Consider the following 17810-nt stretch of genomic DNA (forward strand, 5'->3'; position numbering starts at 1 on the left):
GCTCCGCTTGGCATTGACGGTGGAATCATACCGTCAAGCACCCCAACGGGCGATTACGATCCGGTAATGTCGATGCGCTGCGACCTACTCGACGTTGTCCGCGATGTCGGTCATACGGATCATGTGCGGTTTGACGACGTCGTCCTCCTCGTCGCGGGCCTCCGTAGGCGGATGGATCAAGGCTTCGAGCCGCGCCTTGGTCGCCAGAAACTCCGGCGAAGTGACCTGCGAATAGTCGCGCGGCCGCGGCACCGGCACTTCGATCAACTCCTGCACCTCGCCGGGATTCGCCTTCAGCACCAGAATCCGGTCGGCGAGAAAGATCGCCTCGTCCAGGTCGTGCGTGATGAACAGCACGGTCACGTCGATGTTGCGCCAGATATCCAGCAGGTGCGTCTGCATCTTCGCGCGCGTTTGCGCGTCGAGCGCGCCGAAGGGTTCGTCCATCAGCAGAATGCGCGGCCGGTTGGCGAGCGCGCGGGCAATCGCCACGCGCTGCTTCATGCCACCCGACAACTGATGCGGATAGGCATTGGCGAATTTCGTCAGACCGACCAGATCGAGCCATTGCAGCGCCTCGCGTTCCGCATGCAGAGTGCTGTGGCCGTTCATCTTCAGACCGAACATGACGTTCTTCTTGACCGTCAGCCACGGAAACAGCGTGTAGCCCTGAAACACCATGCCGCGGTCGGCGCCGGGCCCTTGCACCGGCTTGCCGTCGAGCAGCACGCTGCCGCTCGTCTGCGCCTCCAGGCCGGCGAGAATGCGGACCAGCGTGGACTTGCCGCAGCCCGACGGTCCGATCACGCAGACGAACTCACGCCGGTGCGTCTTGAAGCTGATGCCGTCGAGCGCCGTGCACTCGCCTTGTGCCGCCTTGAAGCGCTTGCCGAGGTCGCGCACCTCCAGAATCACCTCGCGCGATTTCAGGCGGTCGAAACGCTCGCGTACCGCTTCGGACTGGATCAGGTACGACGGAACGGGTTGCGGATTTAACATGATGGAATCCTTTGAATGCGCTGCGGTGCATGCGATAAGCCGTGTCACGAAAACCGTCCGCTACGCCTTGAGCGTGCGGTCCCACGGAAACAGCTTGCGGCCGAGAAAGGCCAGCACGAGATCGGTGCCCAGGCCGATGATGCCGATCATCATGATCGCTGCATAAACGTTGTCGAAATGCTGGTAGCGCGCCTGCTGCGTGATGTACCAGGTGATGCCGGAACTGGTCCCGACCAGTTCCGCCACGATCAGATAGGTCCACGCCCAGCCGAGCAGAATGCGCTGGTCGCGGTACAGGTCGGGCAGGATGCCGGGGATCACCACGTGCGTGAGCAGCTTGAACTTCCTGGTGCCGAGCGTCATGGCGGCTTCGAACAGGCCGTATTCGAGCTTGCGGGTCGTGTTGGCCACGATCAGCACCTGCTGGAACAGCGTGCCGATCACGATGATCGCGATCTTCGGGCCGTCGTAAATGCCGAGAATCGCCACCATCAGCGCGCCGAACGCGGGCGCGGGCAAGTAGCGGAAGAACTCGAAGAACGGTTCCTGCAAGCGCGCGATCGCGCTGTACGTGCCGCACACGATGCCGATCGGCACGCCGATCACCGACGACAGCACGAAGCCCCAGAAAATCACCTGAATGCTCTGCCATAGACTCTGATGCAGCCAGACGCCCTCGCGCGATGCGGGCGGCGTGGTGAACGCGGTATAGAACGCGCGCAGCACTTCATGGGGCGCGGGCAAATACACCGGGTTGACCGGTTCGCCGGCCGGCAAGGCGGCATGGGCGTCGCGCGCATGGGCAAGTTCGTCGGCGAACACGTCCTTGTCCACACGCATGCCCGGCTGGAAATAGTCGACGCTGCCCGGCGTCTCGATCAGCACCTGTGGATGCCAGATGAACGGCACGTAGCTGACCAGACACCAGACCAGCAGCGGCAACAGGAACGAGCCCGCCCCTAACAGCCATTTGCCGCGCGCGGAGAGTTCGCGGCGCACCGCGAACCATTCGGTTCTGTCAATGACGGCCATGGGATTCTCCTGGGCGGACCGCGTTTGCGTCGTATACGGACCCTGGCGGGGCGGTCGTTTCGTCGAGCCACGCGCGCGCCAGATCGAGCAGCACGATGTCTTCCTGGGCACGCGCGACGAAGCTCACGCCGAACGGCAAGCCCGCATGCCGGCCGACCGTGCAGACGCCGGCCGGCACCGCCAATGCGGACAGGTCAAGCAGGTTGACGAAGTTCGTGTAGTAGCCGAAGCGCGAGTTCACGCGGATCGGGTCCGCTTCCAGTTCGTCGACGGTGGCGGTCGTCGCTGACGTCGGCGTAACGATGGCGTCGATCCGCTGCCAGACTTGCGCCGCTTGCATGCGCAGGAACGCGAGTCGGTCGAACGCGGCGAACGCATCGGCCGCGCTCCAGCGCGCCGCGCCGCCGATGATCTCGCGGATCACCGGATGCAGCGCGTCGGGCTGCGTGTCGGCGAACTCGCGGATCGCCGCAAGCCGTTCCGCTACCCACGGCCCTTCGTAGAGCAGCCGCGCGGTGGCGAGGAACGGCTCGAAGTCGATCTCGACCAGTTCGGCGCCGGCGGCTCGCAAACGCGTGAGCGCGGCATCGAAAGCGTGCGCGTACGAGGTGTCGCCGAAAAATTCGAGCTGGTCCGCTCGCGGCACGCCGAAACGCACACCGCGCAGCGACGGTTGCGCGTCAGGTTGCGCGGCGCCCGGCGGCGGTTGGAATTCGCGCGCATACGGATCACTTGGCGCGACACCGCGCGCGGCGTCGAACACGCGCTGGGCGTCGTCTGCCGAGCGCGCGAAAATCGACACGCAGTCGAGCGATTTGCACGCCGGCACCACGCCGAGCGTGCTCAGCACGCCCTTGGTCGGCTTCAGTCCGAACAGGCCGTGGAACGCCGCGGGCACGCGTCCCGAGCCGGCTGTGTCGGTGCCCAGCGAAAACGCCGCCAACCCGAGCGCGACCGATACCGCCGAACCGGAACTCGAGCCGCCCGACGCGTAGCGCGGATCGAGCGCGTTGCGGCACGCACCGTGCGGCGAGCGCTGGCCGGACAACCCCGTGGCGAACTGGTCGAGATTGGTCTTGCCGATCGGAATCGCGCCGGCCGCGATCAGGCGCGCGACCACCGGCGCGCTAACCGTGGGCGTGTACGCATAAGCGGGGCACGCGGCGGTGGTCGGAATGCCGGCCAGGTCGATGTTGTCCTTGATGGCGAACGGCACGCCGTAGAGCGGCAACGTGTCGATGTCGCGGCCTTCGAGCGCGTCGGTGTACCGTAGCATCTCGTTGCGGCTCAACGGGCGGATCCATGCGTGATGCGGATCGTCGCCCGAAGCCCGCGCGGCGATGGCTTCCACCAGCTGCGCCGGCGTGAGGCTGCCGGCGCGATAGCGCGCCCGCAGCGCTTCGATCGACATGGACTGGAACAGATCGTCGTGGGATTTCATTTGCACGTAGCCTCCTCGGTGGCGTCGGCTGCAATGCCGGCGCGCATCACCATCAATCGTTGACCCGCGACGACCGCCGCGCCTTCCGCGCAGTCGATCGTTTCGATCACGCCGTCGCCGCTCGCGGTGACGGAGATTTCCATCTTCATCGACTCGACGATCGCCACCACCTGGCCGTCGGCGACCCTTTCGCCTGCCTTGACGAGCAGCTTCCACACGCTGCCCGACACGTCGGCGACAATGCCTTGCTGGCCAGCCGCAAGCGCGTCGTTCGTCATGTTGCCGGCATGCGCCGCATCGCCGTCCGTTTCGCCGACATATTCGGCATGTCCGGCCGCGTCCCAGCGCTCGCGTTCCGCATCGAAGGCGGCTTGCTGCGTGCTTTTGAACGCGGCGATCGACTCGGCTTCGTCCTTCAGGAAACGGTTGTATGCGCCGAGGTCGAACACGGACTCCTCGATCTTCAGACTCGCGCGGCCCGCGACGAAATCCGTGCGCAGTTCGGCCAGCTCGGCTTCGCTGACCTCGTAGAAGCGGATCTCATCGAAGAAGCGCAGCAGCCACGGCTTGCCCGCTTCGAACTCGCGCGTGGTGCGATAGCGGTTCCACATCTGCACCGTGCGGCCGACGAACTGATAACCGCCCGGACCTTCCATCCCATACACGCACAGATACGCGCCGCCGATGCCCACCGCGTTCTCCGGCGTCCACGTGCGCGCCGGGTTGTACTTGGTGGTGACGAGCCGGTGACGCGGATCGAGCGGCGTCGCGACCGGCGCGCCGAGATAGACGTCGCCGAGACCCATGACGAGGTAGCGCGCGTCGAACACGATGCGCTTCACGTCGTCGATACTATGCAGTCCGTTGATGCGGCGAATGAACTCGATATTGCTCGGGCACCACGGCGCGTCGGGACGCACGGACTGCATGTAGCGTTCGATCGCGATCCGCGTCGACGGGTCGTCCCATGAGAGCGGCAAATGCACGATGCGGTTCGGCACGCGCATCGCGTCCACGGCGGGCAGTTCGCGCTCGGCTTGCTGCAGATGCGCAAGCAACGTGTCGTGCGACAGTACGCGGTGATCGAAATGCACCTGCAGCGAACGGATGCCCGGCGTCAGATCGATGATGCCCGGCAAGCGGTGCGCATCGAGCCAGTTCATCAATGCATGCACGCGAAAGCGCAAGTTGAGGTCGAGCACGAGCGGACCGTATTCGATCAGCACGTTCTGATCGCCGGAGCGGCGATAGACCACGCCGGTGCCCTCGCCTGCGGTCGGGTCGCGATAGAGGATGCAATCGTGAGCCGCTTCGCCCGCCTGTGTCACGCGTTGCGCCGCTTTGACCGGCACCCGTTCGAAGCGCACCGTATCGCCCGGACGCAGTTGACCGAGCTTCCATAACTCCTCGCCCACCACCGTGACCGGACACACGAAGCCGCCAAGGCTCGGACCGTCTGGACCGAGAATCACGGGCATATCGCCGGTGAAGTCCACCGCACCGACCGCATACGCATTGTCGTGAATATTCGACGGATGCAGACCCGCCTCGCCGCCATCCATGCGTGCCCATTGCGGCTTGGGGCCGATCAGGCGCACACCTGTGCGGCTGGAGTTGTAGTGCACTGTCCAGCGCGTGCCGTAGAGCATCGCGATGTCGTCGGGCGTGAAGAAATCGGGCGCGCCGTGCGGGCCGTCGAGCACGCCGAGCGTCCAGTCGTGCGTCAGCACCGGCACGCGCGTTGCGTCCAGTCGCGCGCCCGCTTCACCGCGATCCGCGCCATCGGCGAGATGCTGCACGTCGCCCTTGCGCAAAGCGCGACCTGCGTGGCCGCCAAACTGCCCGAGCGTGAAGGTCGCCTTGCTGCCGAGATAGTCCGGCACCTGCAGGCCGCCCTTCAGCGCGAGACATGCGCGCATGCCGGCGCCTGTTACGCCACCGAGCTTGAGCACGGCGCCCGCTGGCGCGCGCGTGACTTGCCAGAGCGCAACCGGCGCACCGTCGAGCGTGGCGGCGAGCGGCGCGCCGCCGAGCACGAAGAGCGTCGCGGTATTGAAGCGCAGCGTGGCACCGACCATCGCGCATTCGAGCCCCGCGGCGTCGGCGGGATTGCCGAGCAGTTCGTTGGCGAGGCGGAACGACAGATCGTCCATCGGACCCGACGGCGGCACGCCGATGTCCCAGTAGCCGGTTCGTCCGGGCGTCTGCTGCACAGTGGTTTGCACGCCGCCGTCGAGCACGTCGATCGTATGCGGCGCGAACATGAAGCGCGACAGGAACGCAGTGGTCTGCTCACCGCGCGCAAACGTCGCCGATCCGGCAATGGCGCGCAGATAGTCGAGATTGGTCTCGATGCCGTACAACTGCGTTTGTTCCAGCGCGGCACGCAACGCGGCCAGCGCAGCCTCGCGCGTCTCGCCTTTGACGATCAGCTTGGCGAGCAATGGATCGTAGAACGCGCTGACTTCCGTGCCCGAATCGACCCACGTGTCGACCCGCGCGTCGGTGGCGAACGCGACATGCGTCAGCACGCCCGCACTCGGTTGAAACTGTTTGTGCGGGTCTTCCGCGTACAGGCGCACCTGAATGCTCGCACCTTGTGGCACGGGCGCCAGCGTATCGAGCGGCGCAAGTTCGCCCTCGGCTTCGCGGATCATCCACTCGACCAGATCGATACCCGTGACTTCTTCCGTCACGCAGTGCTCGACCTGCAATCGCGTGTTCACTTCAAGGAAATAGAAGCGGCGCGTGTCGGCATCGAAAACGAACTCCACGGTGCCCGCTGATTTGTACTTCACGGCTTGAGCGAGACGCACGGCGCTCGCATGCAGCGCGCTGCGTTCCGCGTGCGTGAGGCCAGGCGCGGGCGTCTCCTCGATCACCTTCTGGTTGCGCCGCTGCACCGAACAATCGCGTTCGCCGAGCGAGATCACGCCGCCTTTGCCGTCGCCGAAAATCTGCACTTCGATATGACGCGCGTTTTCCACGAACTTCTCGACGTACACACCCGCATTGGCAAAGTTCGCTGCGCCGAGCCGCGCGACCGACGCAAACACGCTCTCCAGTTGCGCGGCGTCGCGGCACAGCGACATGCCGATGCCACCGCCACCCGCGGTGCTCTTCAGCATGACCGGATAGCCGATCGACTCCGCCTCGCGCAACGCCGTACTTACGTCGGGCAGCAGGCCTGTGCCGGGCAGCAAGGCAACGTCGTTGGCTTGCGCGATTTCTCGCGCCGTGTGCTTCAGGCCGAACTCGCGCATCTGCTGCGGCGTTGGGCCAATGAAGCGAATGCCGGCGTCGTCGCATGCTTGCGCGAAGGCGGCGTTCTCGGACAGAAAGCCGTAGCCGGGATGCACAGCGTCGGCGCCGCTTGCACGCGCCGCTTCGAGAATCGCCGCGCTGTTCAGATAACTCTGCGCCGCGAGCGCCGGGCCGATGCACACGGCTTCGTCGGCGAGCATCACATGCATGGCATGGCGATCGGCTTCGGAATAGACCGCGACCGACGCGATACCGAGCCGCTTGAGCGTGCGAATCACGCGGCAGGCAATCTCGCCGCGATTGGCAATCAGGACTTTATGGAATCTCATTGGGCATCCCAGATCGTCAGTCGCACGGGCGTGGGGTTGTAGCCGTTGCACGGATTATTCAACTGCGGGCAGTTCGAGATGAGCACCGTGACATCCATTTCGGCGCGCATTTCAACGTACTTGCCCGGCGCGGAGATGCCGTCTTCGAACGTCAGTTTGCCGAGCGGCGTCACCGGCACGTTCATGAAGAAGTTGATGTTGCTGACAATGTCACGCTTGCCGAGCTGCGTGCCCACGCCGCACGTGCAATGCGTGATCGCATGCAGGAAACTGTCGCGGCAGCTATGCATATGGCGCTTGTCGAGCGCGTAACGCACGGTATTGCTCTCGGCCGCGCAAGCACCGCCGAGCGTGTCATGACGGCCGCACGTGTCGGCAACGATGCTCAGCATCGGCTTGCCGAGGTTCGACATGAGCACGCTGCCGGCGGACAGATAGAGATTGCGTTGCGCGCGGATCGTGTCTTGTGCGCTATAGCGTTCGAGCGGATCGGCGCTGTTATAGAACAGCGTGTCCACGGCCTGATTGCCTTCCAGGTCGAGAATGCGGAACACCTGACCGCGTTTGACTTCATGCAGCCACGGCTCGCCCGAAGGCAGCGTGAGGTCGTAGACCGCATGACGGAGTTCGAGCTTGCTTTCGATAATGGGCATCGCGGGTCTCCTTAAACGAACAGACGGTCGGTGTTGACGAAGCCGCGCCCGTTCTCCGGGCACGCGCAACGGCAGGCATCGTCGGCCGGCACGCAGGCGTCGGCCGCATACGCGCGGTACGCGATCAGCTTGACGGGTCTCGGCTTGTATTCGGAAGAAGGGTCGAGCGGATGCGGTGCGGTCGAAAACACGGCGAGCGTGTCCATTTCGAAACGCAGATCGAACGCGGCGCCAGCCGGCGAATGGCCCGCTACGAAGCTAAGCGCGCCGTCCTCGCCGATCGCGAGTTTGCTGAAGAAGTTGATATTGGCGACGAGGTCGCGCGTGCCGAGCCCGTGCTTCGCCAGTTCGAGCAGCAGACTGTCGCGGCCGTTGCGGATCATTGCATTGCGATGCTGCTGGTAGCGGGCCTCGCCGTATTTCGCGGCGGACAATTCCGCGTCGCCGATGCCGCCGAGCGGATCGTGCCAGCCGAGCGTATCGGCGATGATCGAGGCCAGCACGCGGCCCATGTCCGAATAGAGCACGTGGCCGCGCGTCAGATGCGCGGTGTGCTGCGCCTTCAGCGTATCGGCCATGTTGTAGCGTTCGAGCGGTTCGTCGTGCCGGTAGAACACCGCGGCCAGATTCGCGCCGCCTTCGCTATCGACGACGCGCAACGCCATGCCACGGCGCAGCACGCCGGACCAGTGCGTGCCGGCGGGAATCACCGTTTCCCATGCCACGTGCGGGATCGGTGCGAGATCGACAGGGGATTGCGTCGACATGGAGGCTCCAGGTATCGGTTGGGAATAAGCATGAGAGGGCGATTGACCGACATCGCGACCTCCCGGGCTTTTATCCCTCCGTGGAGCCTCGCCGGCGCCTTGAAAGAAGGTGAACGGCAAGACCGGATTGCTCTCGGACCAGGCATCGTGCGCATTGACCCGCACACGACCGGAACCCTAGCGATCCTGAAGATGATGCAAATTACTTCGCACCTCTCGCTGCGTAGCTAAGCGAGTTGCGTGCCAGCGTTGTCTCAAGGATGCGGCAAGTGTGGCGTGGCAAGGGATTGGATGCGATGCGCGCGGCAGGCAGGTAGGGGTGGGCCGATCGCTCACGCACCAGCGCCGTTTGTGAATCCGCACCAGTTGGATGCGCCGGGCACCACGATTGGGCTCGCCGCGAGCCCGCGCGACGCCGGACATGGCTCTGAGCGATGGCATGGTGTGTGCGTATCTATGCGCCACATCCACTCCCTTCCTGACATGACCATGCCGACGCTTGCCGCTATCCGACGCGCGCTTTACACCTTGATGTCGGCACGTTTCATCGAGTTGCAAAAGCAACAGCGCCGCTCGTAACTGAAGCGGCGTGTTGTCGTGATGCCATGCATCCAGGCATTTGCGTTTGGATCGCGGCAGGTTTTCGCTCAGCCTTGAGTGTCCAGATCCGCGCTCGCATAGCGCGCCTGTTGGCCGAAGCTCGACAACGCTTTCGAACCATCGGGCAACTGTAGTTCTCCTCGTTCGAGACGTTCCTTCAGATAGGTAAAACTCTGCGCTGTCTGCGCGAACAGATGGTCGCCCGCCGACACGGGCGGGTATTTCGCCACCGCTTCGGGCGTCGCGAATGGCGGCAGCGGCGCAACGACCGTGTGATAGTCGCAGGCAAAGAAAAGCGGAAACGAGTAGCGTTCTTCCCTCACCTTGCGCACGCGATGCGACGTCGCGACATACGTCCCGCCCGTCCACACTTCCAGCATGTCGCCGATGTTCACAACAAACGCGTTCTCGACCGGCGGCGCGTCGATCCACTCGCCTTCCCCGTTCATCACTTCGAGTCCTGGCGCGGTCGGCAGCAGGATCGTGAAGCACTCGTAGTCGGTATGCGCGCCGATGCCGGGCCGGTCTTCCGCCGACGGATCGAGCGGATAGTGGATCAGCCGCAACTGGCTCGGCGGCTTGCGCAGATACCGGTCGAAATGCTGTTCGGGCAAGCCGAGCGCGAGCGAGAAGCCGCGAAACAGGGCGCGGCCGAGTTCGAACGCGGCTTCGTAGTAGCCGCCCGCCGCTTCGCGAAAACCTGCTTGTTCCGGCCAGGTATTCGGGCCCAGCATCGGCGTGCCGGCACGCACGTCGGGGTCGTCGGCGGGCAGTTCGCGGCCGGTGTCGAAGGCTTCCTTCCTGTCGCGCTTGCCGCCCGCGAAGACTTCCTCGCCTTCGGGCACATAGCCGCGATGCGCCGTCGACTTGCCGATGTAGTAGCGCATCTTCCATTCAGGTTCGGCAGCGAAGAAGCGCCTGGCCTGCTCGATCAACGCGCTTTGCTGCGCGCGCGATACCTGATGGCCGGTGACGTAGAAGAAGCCGGCCTCGCGTGCCGCGCGATCGAGCGCGCGCGCGGTGGTGAGCCGCCGGCTGGCGTCGTCGCTGAACAGGCCGCTCACGTCGACGATGGGTAGTTGCTGAAAGCTCGTATGGGTTGAGTTCATGAGAGGCGCCTAAACAAGCTGCGCGCTGGTTTGAGATTGCGCTTGCTCTTTTCTCCCGCCGCCTCCTTCGCGCTCGGCAAGGAACGCAGCCAGATGGCGCCGTTCCTCGCGCCCCATCCATGTATTGATCTCCCACAGATCGGCCACCGGCGCGTTCGTAAACGGCAGCGTATGCAGATAGCCGTCGGGGCCGAACTCCGGCGTCATCGTCGTGACGGTGTAGCCCTGCTCGATCTGCGCGCTCCACAGCGCCTCCCAGATCCGCTGATGCGAAGCGAGGCAGTCCGCATACTCGGGCGCCGCCGGATGCGGCACCTGCGGACCTTGCGGATAACCGATACGGCCATGCAAATGATGCGCATGCGGCGCCAGTTCGAGGATCGTGTCCCACTCGCTGTCAAGCAGCCGCTCGCACACCGACACCCAATGGCTGAAGTCGCAGGTCAGCTTGAGCGCGGGCACGGCGCGCGCGACGTCGCGAGTGATCCACGGATTGAAGAACGAGCGCCCACGGTGCGTTTCGAAGCTGCACGTCACATCATGTTTCGCCGCGATCTCCACCGCGCGCGCGAAGAAGTCCACCTGGGTCGCCGCCGGCCACGCATCGCAACCGGCCATGACGTTGAAGAAGCGCGGTTCGAGCGGCTTGCCCCACACGATCTTCTCCTCGAAGTCTCGCAGATGATCGGCAGGCGTCGCGGAACGTTCCGGCACGTAGCTGCCGGCCGTTGTGATCTCCGCGATGAAACCGAGGCTCTCGTCGGCAATGGCCTGCGCAAAGGCATCGCGCGCTGCGCCGCCGGACGGCACCGGCGCTTCGATGCCGTCGAAGCCGGCCGCCCGCACGAACGGCGCGGCATCGCGTGGGCCGCCATCGAATCCCCAGAACGTCTTGAACAATTCGAATTTCATCGCCTCTCCACTTACATGCAAATTTGCATGCAATAGTACACATGAAAAGCGCAAGTCAATAAACTATCCCTACGTGGCCGTGGAATATTTTCGCGCGCCCGATTTCCGGCTCGATTAGCACTTAAACTGTGCAGCCCTCCTCCTCGTGGTGAATCGATGAAGAAGAAAATTGCGCGGGCCAAGGGGCAAGCCGTCGCGCGCGCCATTCTCGACATGGACTGGCAGTGGTCGGCGCATTTCGGCGATCTCGGCCTGAACGACCTGAACTACAGCGACCTGTTCTGCCGCATGTGGGTGGATCAGGACGACCACTTCGCCAAGACAGCGCTCTACGAATTCATGCCGGGCGTGAGCCGCCGCACCGCCGTGCGGTACGTACAGGAGTTGATCGACGGCGGCTGGCTGCTGGAAACGAGTTCCGCCGAGGATCGCCGCATCAAACAGGTGAGCCTCGCGGCATCGATCGAGGAACGGCTGGAGCAGTTTCTCGCTTACGTGCATCAACGGTTCGCGGCGCTGGATTGACTTCGCTCACGCGACGCCGAAATTGAAGCGTTGCCATGATCTCAACCGCGCGATCTGCTGGCATATTTCTCGCTACATAACTCACCGAGAGGTGCGGCAGCGTCGCATCTTAGGGATGCTAGGGTTCCGGTTCGCGAGAATGTCTGGTCCGAGAGCAGCCCGGTGCAGCCGGCCGGTTCGCTTGCAATCCGATTGCAGGCACGTACTGGCGGCCGCACTACACGGCGGGACAAAAGCCCGGGAGATTGGCGATAGCAATGTCTATCGTGCCTCTCCGTGGCCGGTGTTTGTCTCCCGCAGTTTCCGCGTCGTTGTTCTCTCGCGGGAACCGGTCATGTTGTTTCATCGCGCAGTCGCCGCGCGATCCAACTCAACAATCGCAATTGACCGGTCTCCTGGAGAAAACGATGAAACGCTTCGCATCTGTCCTGACGTCTCGCACTCCCCGTGCATCACTCGCCTCGCCTGCCCGCTTCGCTTCGGCCCTGCGCACGCGTGGCGCGCTCGCTGTGGCCGCCGCCGCACTCGCTATCGGTCTTGCCGCGGGCCCTGCCGCCAGCCCGGCGCATGCCGCGGCCGCGCCGCTCGCCATCGGCTATAGCGACTGGCCCGGCTTCGTCGCTTTCCAGATCGCCATCGAAAAAGGCTGGTTCAAGGAAGCGGGCGTGGACGTCAATTTTCAATGGTTCGACTACTCCGCGTCGCTCGATGCATTTTCCGCCGGCAAGCTCGACGCGGTCGGCGCGACCAACGGCGACGCGCTCGTGACGGGTGCAAGCGGCGCGAAGAACGTGATGATCCTGCTCACCGACTATTCGAGCGGCAACGACATGATCGTCGCCAAGCCGCCGGTGCGCACGGTGGAAGGATTGAAGGGCAAGAAGGTCGGCGTGGAAATGGGCCTCGTCGATCACCTGCTGCTCGACACCGCGCTCGAAAAACATGCGCTGAAGGAATCGGACCTCACGCTCGTCAATGCGAAGACCAACGAATTGCCGCAAGTGCTCGCCTCGTCTGGCGACGTCGCCGCGGTCGGCGCCTGGCAACCGAACGCCGGCGAAGCGCTCAAGCGCGTGCCCGGCTCGCGGCCCATCTTCACCTCCGCCGACGCCCCCGGCCTGATCTACGACGCGATCACGGTCAACCCCGTCAGCCTGCAATCGCGCAAGGCCGACTGGGCCAAGGTGATCAAGGTCTGGTATCGCTGCGTGGCCTATATTAACGATCCGAAGACGCAGCCGGACGCGGTCAGGATCATGTCCGCGCGGGTCGGCCTCACGCCGGCGCAGTACCTGCCCTTGCTGAAAGGCACGCACCTGCTCGACGCCGCCGCGGCGAAAAAGGCCTTCACCAAAGGCGACGGGCTGGACTCCGTGTACGGTTCGAGCGTGAATGCCGACAAGTTCAACGTGCGCAACGCCGTGTACAAACAGTCGCAGAACGTGAGCGCCTATATCGATCCGGAGCTTGCCAACGCGCAGTAAGCGGCCCGCAAGGCGCCGCAATCGCAACCGCTAGACAGCCCGCGGACCCGAAACTGTTATTCTTGCGTCTCTCCCGACCGTCAACTGGTCGCCTGCCGCCTTCGGGCGGCACTCCAAGCGGCGCTTTGCGCCCGACTTCCGAGAGACAGGAATTTGCATGTTCGGTTTTCTGCGCGGCTATTTTTCCAATGACCTGGCCATCGACCTCGGCACGTCGAACACCCTGATTTACATGCGTGGCAAGGGCATCGTGCTGGACGAACCCTCGGTGGTGTCGATTCGTCAGGAAGGCGGCCCGAATGGCAAGAAAATCATTCTGGCCGTCGGCAAGGAAGCAAAACAGATGCTCGGCAAGGTGCCGGGCAATATCGAGGCGATCCGCCCGATGAAGGACGGCGTGATCGCCGACTTCAACATCACCCAGCAGATGATCAAGCGCTTCATCCAGATGGCGCACGAGTCGCGTATGTTCGCGCCGTCGCCGCGCATCATCATCTGCGTGCCGTGCGGGTCCACCCAGGTGGAGCGGCGCGCGATCAAGGAGGCCGCGCACAGCGCGGGCGCCTCGCAGGTCTATCTGATCGAGGAGCCGATGGCCGCGGCCACCGGTGCGGGCTTGCCGGTGTCCGATCCGACCGGCTCGATGGTGGTCGATATCGGCGGCGGCACGACCGAAGTGGGCGTGATCTCGCTCGGCGGCATCGTTTATAAAGGCTCGGTGCGCGTGGGCGGCGACAAGTTCGACGACGCGATCGTCAACTATATTCGCCGCAATTACGGCATGCTGATCGGCGAGCAAACGGCCGAAGCGATCAAGAAGGAAATCGGCTCCGCGTTTCCGGGCTCCGAGGTCAAGGAGATGGAAGTCAAGGGCCGCAATATGTCCGAAGGCATTCCGCGCAGCTTCACGGTGTCCAGCAACGAGATTCTCGAAGCGCTGACCGATCCGCTCAACCAGATCGTCTCGGCCGTGAAGATCGCGCTGGAACAGACGCCGCCGGAACTGGGCGCGGATATCGCCGAGCGCGGCATCATGCTGGCGGGCGGCGGCGCGCTGCTGCGCGATCTCGACCGGTTGCTTGCCGAGGAAACCGGCTTGCCGGTGTTCGTCGCCGAAGCGCCGCTTACTTGCGTGGTGCGCGGCTCGGGCATGGCGCTCGAACGCATCGACAAATTCGGCGGCGCGTTTTCTTACGACTGAGCCTGGCTTGCCAGTGAAAGCTCGACAAGCTGCCGCTCAGGACACAAAAGGCAGCTTGCTATCGCGCGCCGCGGCTAGCATCGACAGTGTGATCTTGCGCACTTCCAGCTTGCTCTGCGTGATATGCGCGCGCAGCAGAATGATCGCCTCGGTCAGGCGGTTGCGTTCGATCAGGTTGAGCATGGTGGAGTGCTCGTCGTAAGTCGCGCTGGTACGGTGCGGCTTCAGAAAATCGAGCCGCCGCACGATGCGAATGCGCTCGGTCACTTCGTTATGCACGCGCAGCATTTCCGCGTTGCCGGTGGCGGCAACGAGTTGCCGGTGAAAATTTTCGTCCATGCCGAACATTTTCACGGGATCGCTCTCGCGCGACTCGGGCGCCACGCACCAGACCGCCTTCAATGCCTCGACGGCCGCATGCGCGACGTCACCACCCGCGCCCACCCGCTCCACCGCCGCGACTTCCAGCACGATGCGCAAATCGTAGAGCTGATCGAGTTGATCGAAGTTGATCGGCGCCACTTTCCAGCCGCGCCGGAAGCCGACTTCCAGATAGCCTTCGCGTTGCAGACGGAACAGGCCGTCGCGCATCGGCGTACGTGACACGCCGTAGTGCTGCGCGATGCCGTTTTCGGAAAAGCGGTCGCCGGGAAACAGGCGAAAGCTGAAAATATCGGTCTTGAGCTGCTGGTACACCTGCTCGGCAAGCGGATTCGCCGCGGCCGGCGCGGCAGGCGCCTCCAGCAGATTCGTCGGGTCGTCGTTCATGATGCCAGGGTCCCTTTTTTCTAATTATCGGTGTTTCATGGGCTGGCCGGTGAATGGATGAGACTCACGTGCGCGGCGACGATTTTCCAGGCTTCATCGGGATTGAGTCTCGCCCAGGTTTGCATCTGGCGGCCGAGCAGAGGCGTGGCCTCGCTGGTGAACTCGGTGCTCACGGTGGCGAAGTCCGTGCCGAAGGTCGTCACCACGGTTCGATGCAGCTTGCGCGACTTCGGCACCGGCTCGCAGCGTTCGCGCCACGCGCGGATCGCCTCGCCGCCATGCTGAGTTTCGGCGATGCCGTAGCGCACTGTTTCCGGCGTGTGCCAGAACAGCGCGTTCATCGCCGCGACGTCGTTATCGACCAGCGCGCGCTCGTATTCGATGAACGCCGCGTGCACCTGTGCCACGATTTCGGGCTGATTTACTTCCATGCTCGGGTCGTCCCGTCAATTTCGATCAACGAAGAAAAAGGCGCGGTCCAGCCGACAATGCCGCCTTGCGAACGCACCATGTCGAGTGTCGCCTTTTTGAAAGCGGGGAAATAGCTCGCGGTGGCGTCTTCGATCAGCAGGCTGTCGTAGCCACGGTCGTTGGCTTCGCGCATCGACGTTTGCACGCACACTTCGGTGGTCACGCCGGCGAACACCAGATGCGTGACACCGCGTATGGCGAGTTCCTCGCCGAGGCGGGTCGCATAGAACGCGCCTTTGCCGGGTTTGTCGATCACCAGTTCGCCGGCCAGCGGCGCGAGCGGTTCGATGATCGCATTGCCGGGCTCGCCGCGAATCAGAATGCGGCCCATCGGCCCGGCGTCGCCGATGCGCGCATTCGGCGCGCCGCGCAGACGTTTGGCCGGCGGACAGTCGGACAGATCCGGAGCGTGCGATTCACGCGTATGCACGACGAACCAGTGGTGCTTGCGCGCGAAGGCTAGCAACGCGGCCACGGTCGGCACGATGTCCGCGAGCAGCGAGACGTCGTTGCCGAGCGATTCGCCGAAGCCGCCCGGCTCGATGAAGTCGCGCTGCATGTCGATCACGACCAGCGCGGTCTTCGCGGAGTCGAAGCTGAACGGGCCGGGTTGGGCGTCGATGGTCAGCGTGTTGGTCGATGTCATCCGATGGCTTCCCTGAGTTTTTCGGTGGGCACGGCAGGCTGCGTGGGCGTGTCGCCGTGGCCGGCCATATGCTGGCCGAGCACGGTGCGATCCGCGCGTGCCGCCGGGGTTTCGTACACCAGCTCGCCCTCGGCGATCACCATGATGCGGTCCGCGAGTTCGAGCAGTTCGTCGAGGTCTTCGCTGACCAGCAGCACGGCCGCGCCCGCATCGCGCGCGGCCATCAGACGCGCATGGATATCGGCCACGGATGCGAAGTCGAGACCGAACACGGGATTCGCGACGATCAGCACATCCACCGGTTGCCCGAGTTCGCGCGCCAGCACGGCACGCTGCACATTGCCGCCCGACAGCGTGCCGATCGCGCGCTCGGGCACGGGCGGCCGCACATTGAATTCGCCGATCAATTGCCCAGCGCGCTCGCGCATGGCGCGGCGATCGAGCCACCAGCCGCCGCGCCGCAACGGCTCGCGGTCGAAGTCGCGCAGCGCGAGATTCTGCGCCACGCTCATGGCGCCGACGCAGGCGTTTTTCAGCGGCTCTTCGGGGATCGCGAAGACGCGCCGTTGCGTCATCTGCTCGCGGGTCGCCTGGTACGGCTTGCCGGCGACCTGCATGTCGCCGGTCTTCACGCGACGCTGGCCGACTAGCGCCTCCACGAGTTCCTTCTGACCGTTACCGGAGACGCCCGCGAGCCCAAGAATTTCGCCCGCGCGCACGGACAGCGTCGCGTGCTTCACTGCCGTGTGGCCGCGATCGTCTTCCACGGATACATCGCGTAGTGCAAGACGCACCTGGGCCGATTCATCGAGCGGTTTGCGCGGGACACGTTCCTCCGTCACTGCGGCCATGACCGGCGCGTCGCTCGCTGCCACCGTGCCCATCATCCATGCGGCGAGTTCATCGCGACTCGTGTTCGCCACCGCGCTGGTGCCGACCTGGCGCCCCTTGCGCAACACGGTGACGTCGTCCGCGTAGGCCATCACTTCGCGGAACTTGTGCGTGATCATCAGCACGGTCAGCTCACCGCGCGTGGTCAGGTCGCGCATCAGGCCGAGCACTTCGTCGGCTTCCTGCGGCGTCAGCACGGACGTCGGTTCGTCGAGTATCAGGAAGCGCTGTTGCAAGTAGAGTTGCTTGAGGATTTCGAGCTTCTGCTTTTCACCCGCGGCGAGCGCCGCGACCGGCGCATCGAGCGGCAGGCGGAACGGCATGCGCTGCATGAATGCCACTAATGCGGCGCGTTCCGCTTTCCAGTCGATTTTCCACGGCATCTGCCCGCGCGCGAGCAGCAGATTTTCTTCGACAGACAAGCCCGACGCCAGCGTGAAATGCTGATAGACCATGCCAATGCCGAGCGCCTGCGCATCACGCGGCGAATGGATGTGCACCTCGCGGCCATCGGCGGCGATCTGTCCGTCGTCGAGCACGCCGTAACCGACCAGTCCCTTCACGAGCGTGCTCTTGCCCGCGCCGTTCTCGCCGAGCAGCGCGTGGATCGTGCCGGCCTTCACCTTGATCGAGACATCGTCCAGCGCGCGAAACGCGCCGAACGATTTGCACGCATGCATCACTTCCATACCGAGGGCTTGCCGTACGGTCGACATGA

15 protein-coding genes and 2 riboswitches are annotated in these 17810 nt (G+C 64.3%); of the genes, 3 read left to right on the forward strand and 12 right to left on the reverse strand.

All coding sequences use genetic code 11. From position 1 onward, the window contains the following. Nucleotides 1–84: 84 nt before the first annotated feature. From B0G80_RS30630 to B0G80_RS30670, 8 genes are all read right to left on the reverse strand, one after another. Nucleotides 85–999 (reverse strand): ABC transporter ATP-binding protein, encoded by a 915-nt coding sequence (locus B0G80_RS30630; RefSeq protein WP_116121678.1) that lies wholly within the window; start codon nucleotides 997–999, stop codon nucleotides 85–87. Nucleotides 1000–1059: 60 nt separating this feature from the next. Continuing rightward, nucleotides 1060–2031, reverse strand: coding sequence for an ABC transporter permease (locus B0G80_RS30635; RefSeq protein ID WP_116121679.1), 972 nt, complete (start codon nucleotides 2029–2031; stop codon nucleotides 1060–1062). After that, nucleotides 2018–3472, reverse strand: a complete 1455-nt coding sequence (atzF, locus tag B0G80_RS30640) for an allophanate hydrolase (protein WP_116121680.1) — start codon at nucleotides 3470–3472, stop codon at nucleotides 2018–2020. The genes B0G80_RS30635 and atzF overlap by 14 nt, the downstream gene beginning before the upstream one ends. Continuing rightward, entirely contained in the window at nucleotides 3469–7065 is a 3597-nt protein-coding gene (gene uca, locus B0G80_RS30645) for an urea carboxylase (RefSeq protein ID WP_116121681.1), read from the reverse strand. The genes atzF and uca overlap by 4 nt, the downstream gene beginning before the upstream one ends. Continuing rightward, on the reverse strand, nucleotides 7062–7718 hold the full coding sequence (locus B0G80_RS30650; RefSeq protein WP_116121682.1) for an urea amidolyase associated protein UAAP2: 657 nt from the start codon (nucleotides 7716–7718) through the stop codon (nucleotides 7062–7064). Before B0G80_RS30650 ends, uca begins: the two co-directional genes overlap by 4 nt. Nucleotides 7719–7729: 11 nt before the next feature. Continuing rightward, on the reverse strand, nucleotides 7730–8485 hold the full coding sequence (locus tag B0G80_RS30655) for an urea amidolyase associated protein UAAP1 (protein ID WP_116121683.1): 756 nt from the start codon (nucleotides 8483–8485) through the stop codon (nucleotides 7730–7732). 57 nt (nucleotides 8486–8542) lie between these two features. Beyond that, a riboswitch (guanidine-I (ykkC/yxkD leader) is annotated at nucleotides 8543–8677 on the reverse strand. 455 nt (nucleotides 8678–9132) lie between these two features. Then, nucleotides 9133–10194, reverse strand: coding sequence for an isopenicillin N synthase family oxygenase (locus tag B0G80_RS30665; protein WP_116121685.1), 1062 nt, complete (start codon nucleotides 10192–10194; stop codon nucleotides 9133–9135). Nucleotides 10195–10203: 9 nt separating this feature from the next. Beyond that, nucleotides 10204–11106 (reverse strand): sugar phosphate isomerase/epimerase, encoded by a 903-nt coding sequence (locus B0G80_RS30670; protein WP_116121686.1) that lies wholly within the window; start codon nucleotides 11104–11106, stop codon nucleotides 10204–10206. A gap of 156 nt (nucleotides 11107–11262) precedes the next feature. Between B0G80_RS30670 and B0G80_RS30675 the strand changes: the two genes are divergently transcribed. From B0G80_RS30675 to B0G80_RS30685, 3 genes are all read left to right on the forward strand, one after another. Next, nucleotides 11263–11631: a MarR family transcriptional regulator gene (locus B0G80_RS30675; RefSeq protein ID WP_116121687.1), complete on the forward strand. Its 369-nt coding sequence runs from the start codon at nucleotides 11263–11265 to the stop codon at nucleotides 11629–11631. A 107-nt stretch (nucleotides 11632–11738) separates the two neighbouring features. Further along, a riboswitch (guanidine-I (ykkC/yxkD leader) is annotated at nucleotides 11739–11877 on the forward strand. Nucleotides 11878–12038: 161 nt separating this feature from the next. Further along, nucleotides 12039–13115 carry an ABC transporter substrate-binding protein gene (locus B0G80_RS30680; RefSeq protein WP_116121688.1) on the forward strand — a complete coding sequence of 359 codons (1077 nt, stop codon included), beginning with the start codon at nucleotides 12039–12041 and terminating at the stop codon, nucleotides 13113–13115. Between the two features lie 157 nt (nucleotides 13116–13272). Beyond that, nucleotides 13273–14316, forward strand: coding sequence for a rod shape-determining protein (locus tag B0G80_RS30685; RefSeq protein ID WP_106278011.1), 1044 nt, complete (start codon nucleotides 13273–13275; stop codon nucleotides 14314–14316). A gap of 36 nt (nucleotides 14317–14352) precedes the next feature. Here B0G80_RS30685 and B0G80_RS30690 read toward each other — a convergent pair whose 3' ends face one another. From B0G80_RS30690 to B0G80_RS30705, 4 genes are read right to left on the reverse strand one after another with little or no spacing between them, the layout of a single operon-like run. Continuing rightward, a complete protein-coding gene (locus B0G80_RS30690) occupies nucleotides 14353–15084 on the reverse strand; it encodes a GntR family transcriptional regulator (protein WP_116121689.1) in 732 nt (243 codons plus the stop codon). Nucleotides 15085–15119: 35 nt separating this feature from the next. Continuing rightward, nucleotides 15120–15515, reverse strand: a complete 396-nt coding sequence (gene hpxZ / locus B0G80_RS30695; protein ID WP_116121690.1) for an oxalurate catabolism protein HpxZ — start codon at nucleotides 15513–15515, stop codon at nucleotides 15120–15122. Further along, nucleotides 15506–16201, reverse strand: coding sequence for a cysteine hydrolase family protein (locus tag B0G80_RS30700; RefSeq protein ID WP_116121691.1), 696 nt, complete (start codon nucleotides 16199–16201; stop codon nucleotides 15506–15508). Before B0G80_RS30700 ends, hpxZ begins: the two co-directional genes overlap by 10 nt. After that, nucleotides 16198–17808, reverse strand: a complete 1611-nt coding sequence (locus tag B0G80_RS30705) for an ABC transporter ATP-binding protein (RefSeq protein WP_181920099.1) — start codon at nucleotides 17806–17808, stop codon at nucleotides 16198–16200. Before B0G80_RS30705 ends, B0G80_RS30700 begins: the two co-directional genes overlap by 4 nt. Nucleotides 17809–17810 lie beyond the last annotated feature (2 nt).

The organism is Paraburkholderia sp. BL6669N2, assembly GCF_003387275.1.
Lineage (GTDB): Bacteria > Pseudomonadota > Gammaproteobacteria > Burkholderiales > Burkholderiaceae > Paraburkholderia.

Bases quoted from the DNA above. Each gene is read 5' to 3' on its own strand.
- B0G80_RS30630 (WP_116121678.1), bottom strand. From the start codon at position 999: ATGTTAAATCCGCAACCCGTTCCGTCGTACCTGATCCAGTCCGAAGCG.
- B0G80_RS30635 (WP_116121679.1), bottom strand. From the start codon at position 2,031: ATGGCCGTCATTGACAGAACCGAATGGTTCGCGGTGCGCCGCGAACTC.
- atzF (WP_116121680.1), bottom strand. From the start codon at position 3,472: ATGAAATCCCACGACGATCTGTTCCAGTCCATGTCGATCGAAGCGCTG.
- uca (WP_116121681.1), bottom strand. From the start codon at position 7,065: ATGAGATTCCATAAAGTCCTGATTGCCAATCGCGGCGAGATTGCCTGC.
- B0G80_RS30650 (WP_116121682.1), bottom strand. From the start codon at position 7,718: ATGCCCATTATCGAAAGCAAGCTCGAACTCCGTCATGCGGTCTACGAC.
- B0G80_RS30655 (WP_116121683.1), bottom strand. From the start codon at position 8,485: ATGTCGACGCAATCCCCTGTCGATCTCGCACCGATCCCGCACGTGGCA.
- B0G80_RS30665 (WP_116121685.1), bottom strand. From the start codon at position 10,194: ATGAACTCAACCCATACGAGCTTTCAGCAACTACCCATCGTCGACGTG.
- B0G80_RS30670 (WP_116121686.1), bottom strand. From the start codon at position 11,106: ATGAAATTCGAATTGTTCAAGACGTTCTGGGGATTCGATGGCGGCCCA.
- B0G80_RS30675 (WP_116121687.1), top strand. From the start codon at position 11,263: ATGAAGAAGAAAATTGCGCGGGCCAAGGGGCAAGCCGTCGCGCGCGCC.
- B0G80_RS30680 (WP_116121688.1), top strand. From the start codon at position 12,039: ATGAAACGCTTCGCATCTGTCCTGACGTCTCGCACTCCCCGTGCATCA.
- B0G80_RS30685 (WP_106278011.1), top strand. From the start codon at position 13,273: ATGTTCGGTTTTCTGCGCGGCTATTTTTCCAATGACCTGGCCATCGAC.
- B0G80_RS30690 (WP_116121689.1), bottom strand. From the start codon at position 15,084: ATGAACGACGACCCGACGAATCTGCTGGAGGCGCCTGCCGCGCCGGCC.
- hpxZ (WP_116121690.1), bottom strand. From the start codon at position 15,515: ATGGAAGTAAATCAGCCCGAAATCGTGGCACAGGTGCACGCGGCGTTC.
- B0G80_RS30700 (WP_116121691.1), bottom strand. From the start codon at position 16,201: ATGACATCGACCAACACGCTGACCATCGACGCCCAACCCGGCCCGTTC.
- B0G80_RS30705 (WP_181920099.1), bottom strand. From the start codon at position 17,808: ATGTCGACCGTACGGCAAGCCCTCGGTATGGAAGTGATGCATGCGTGC.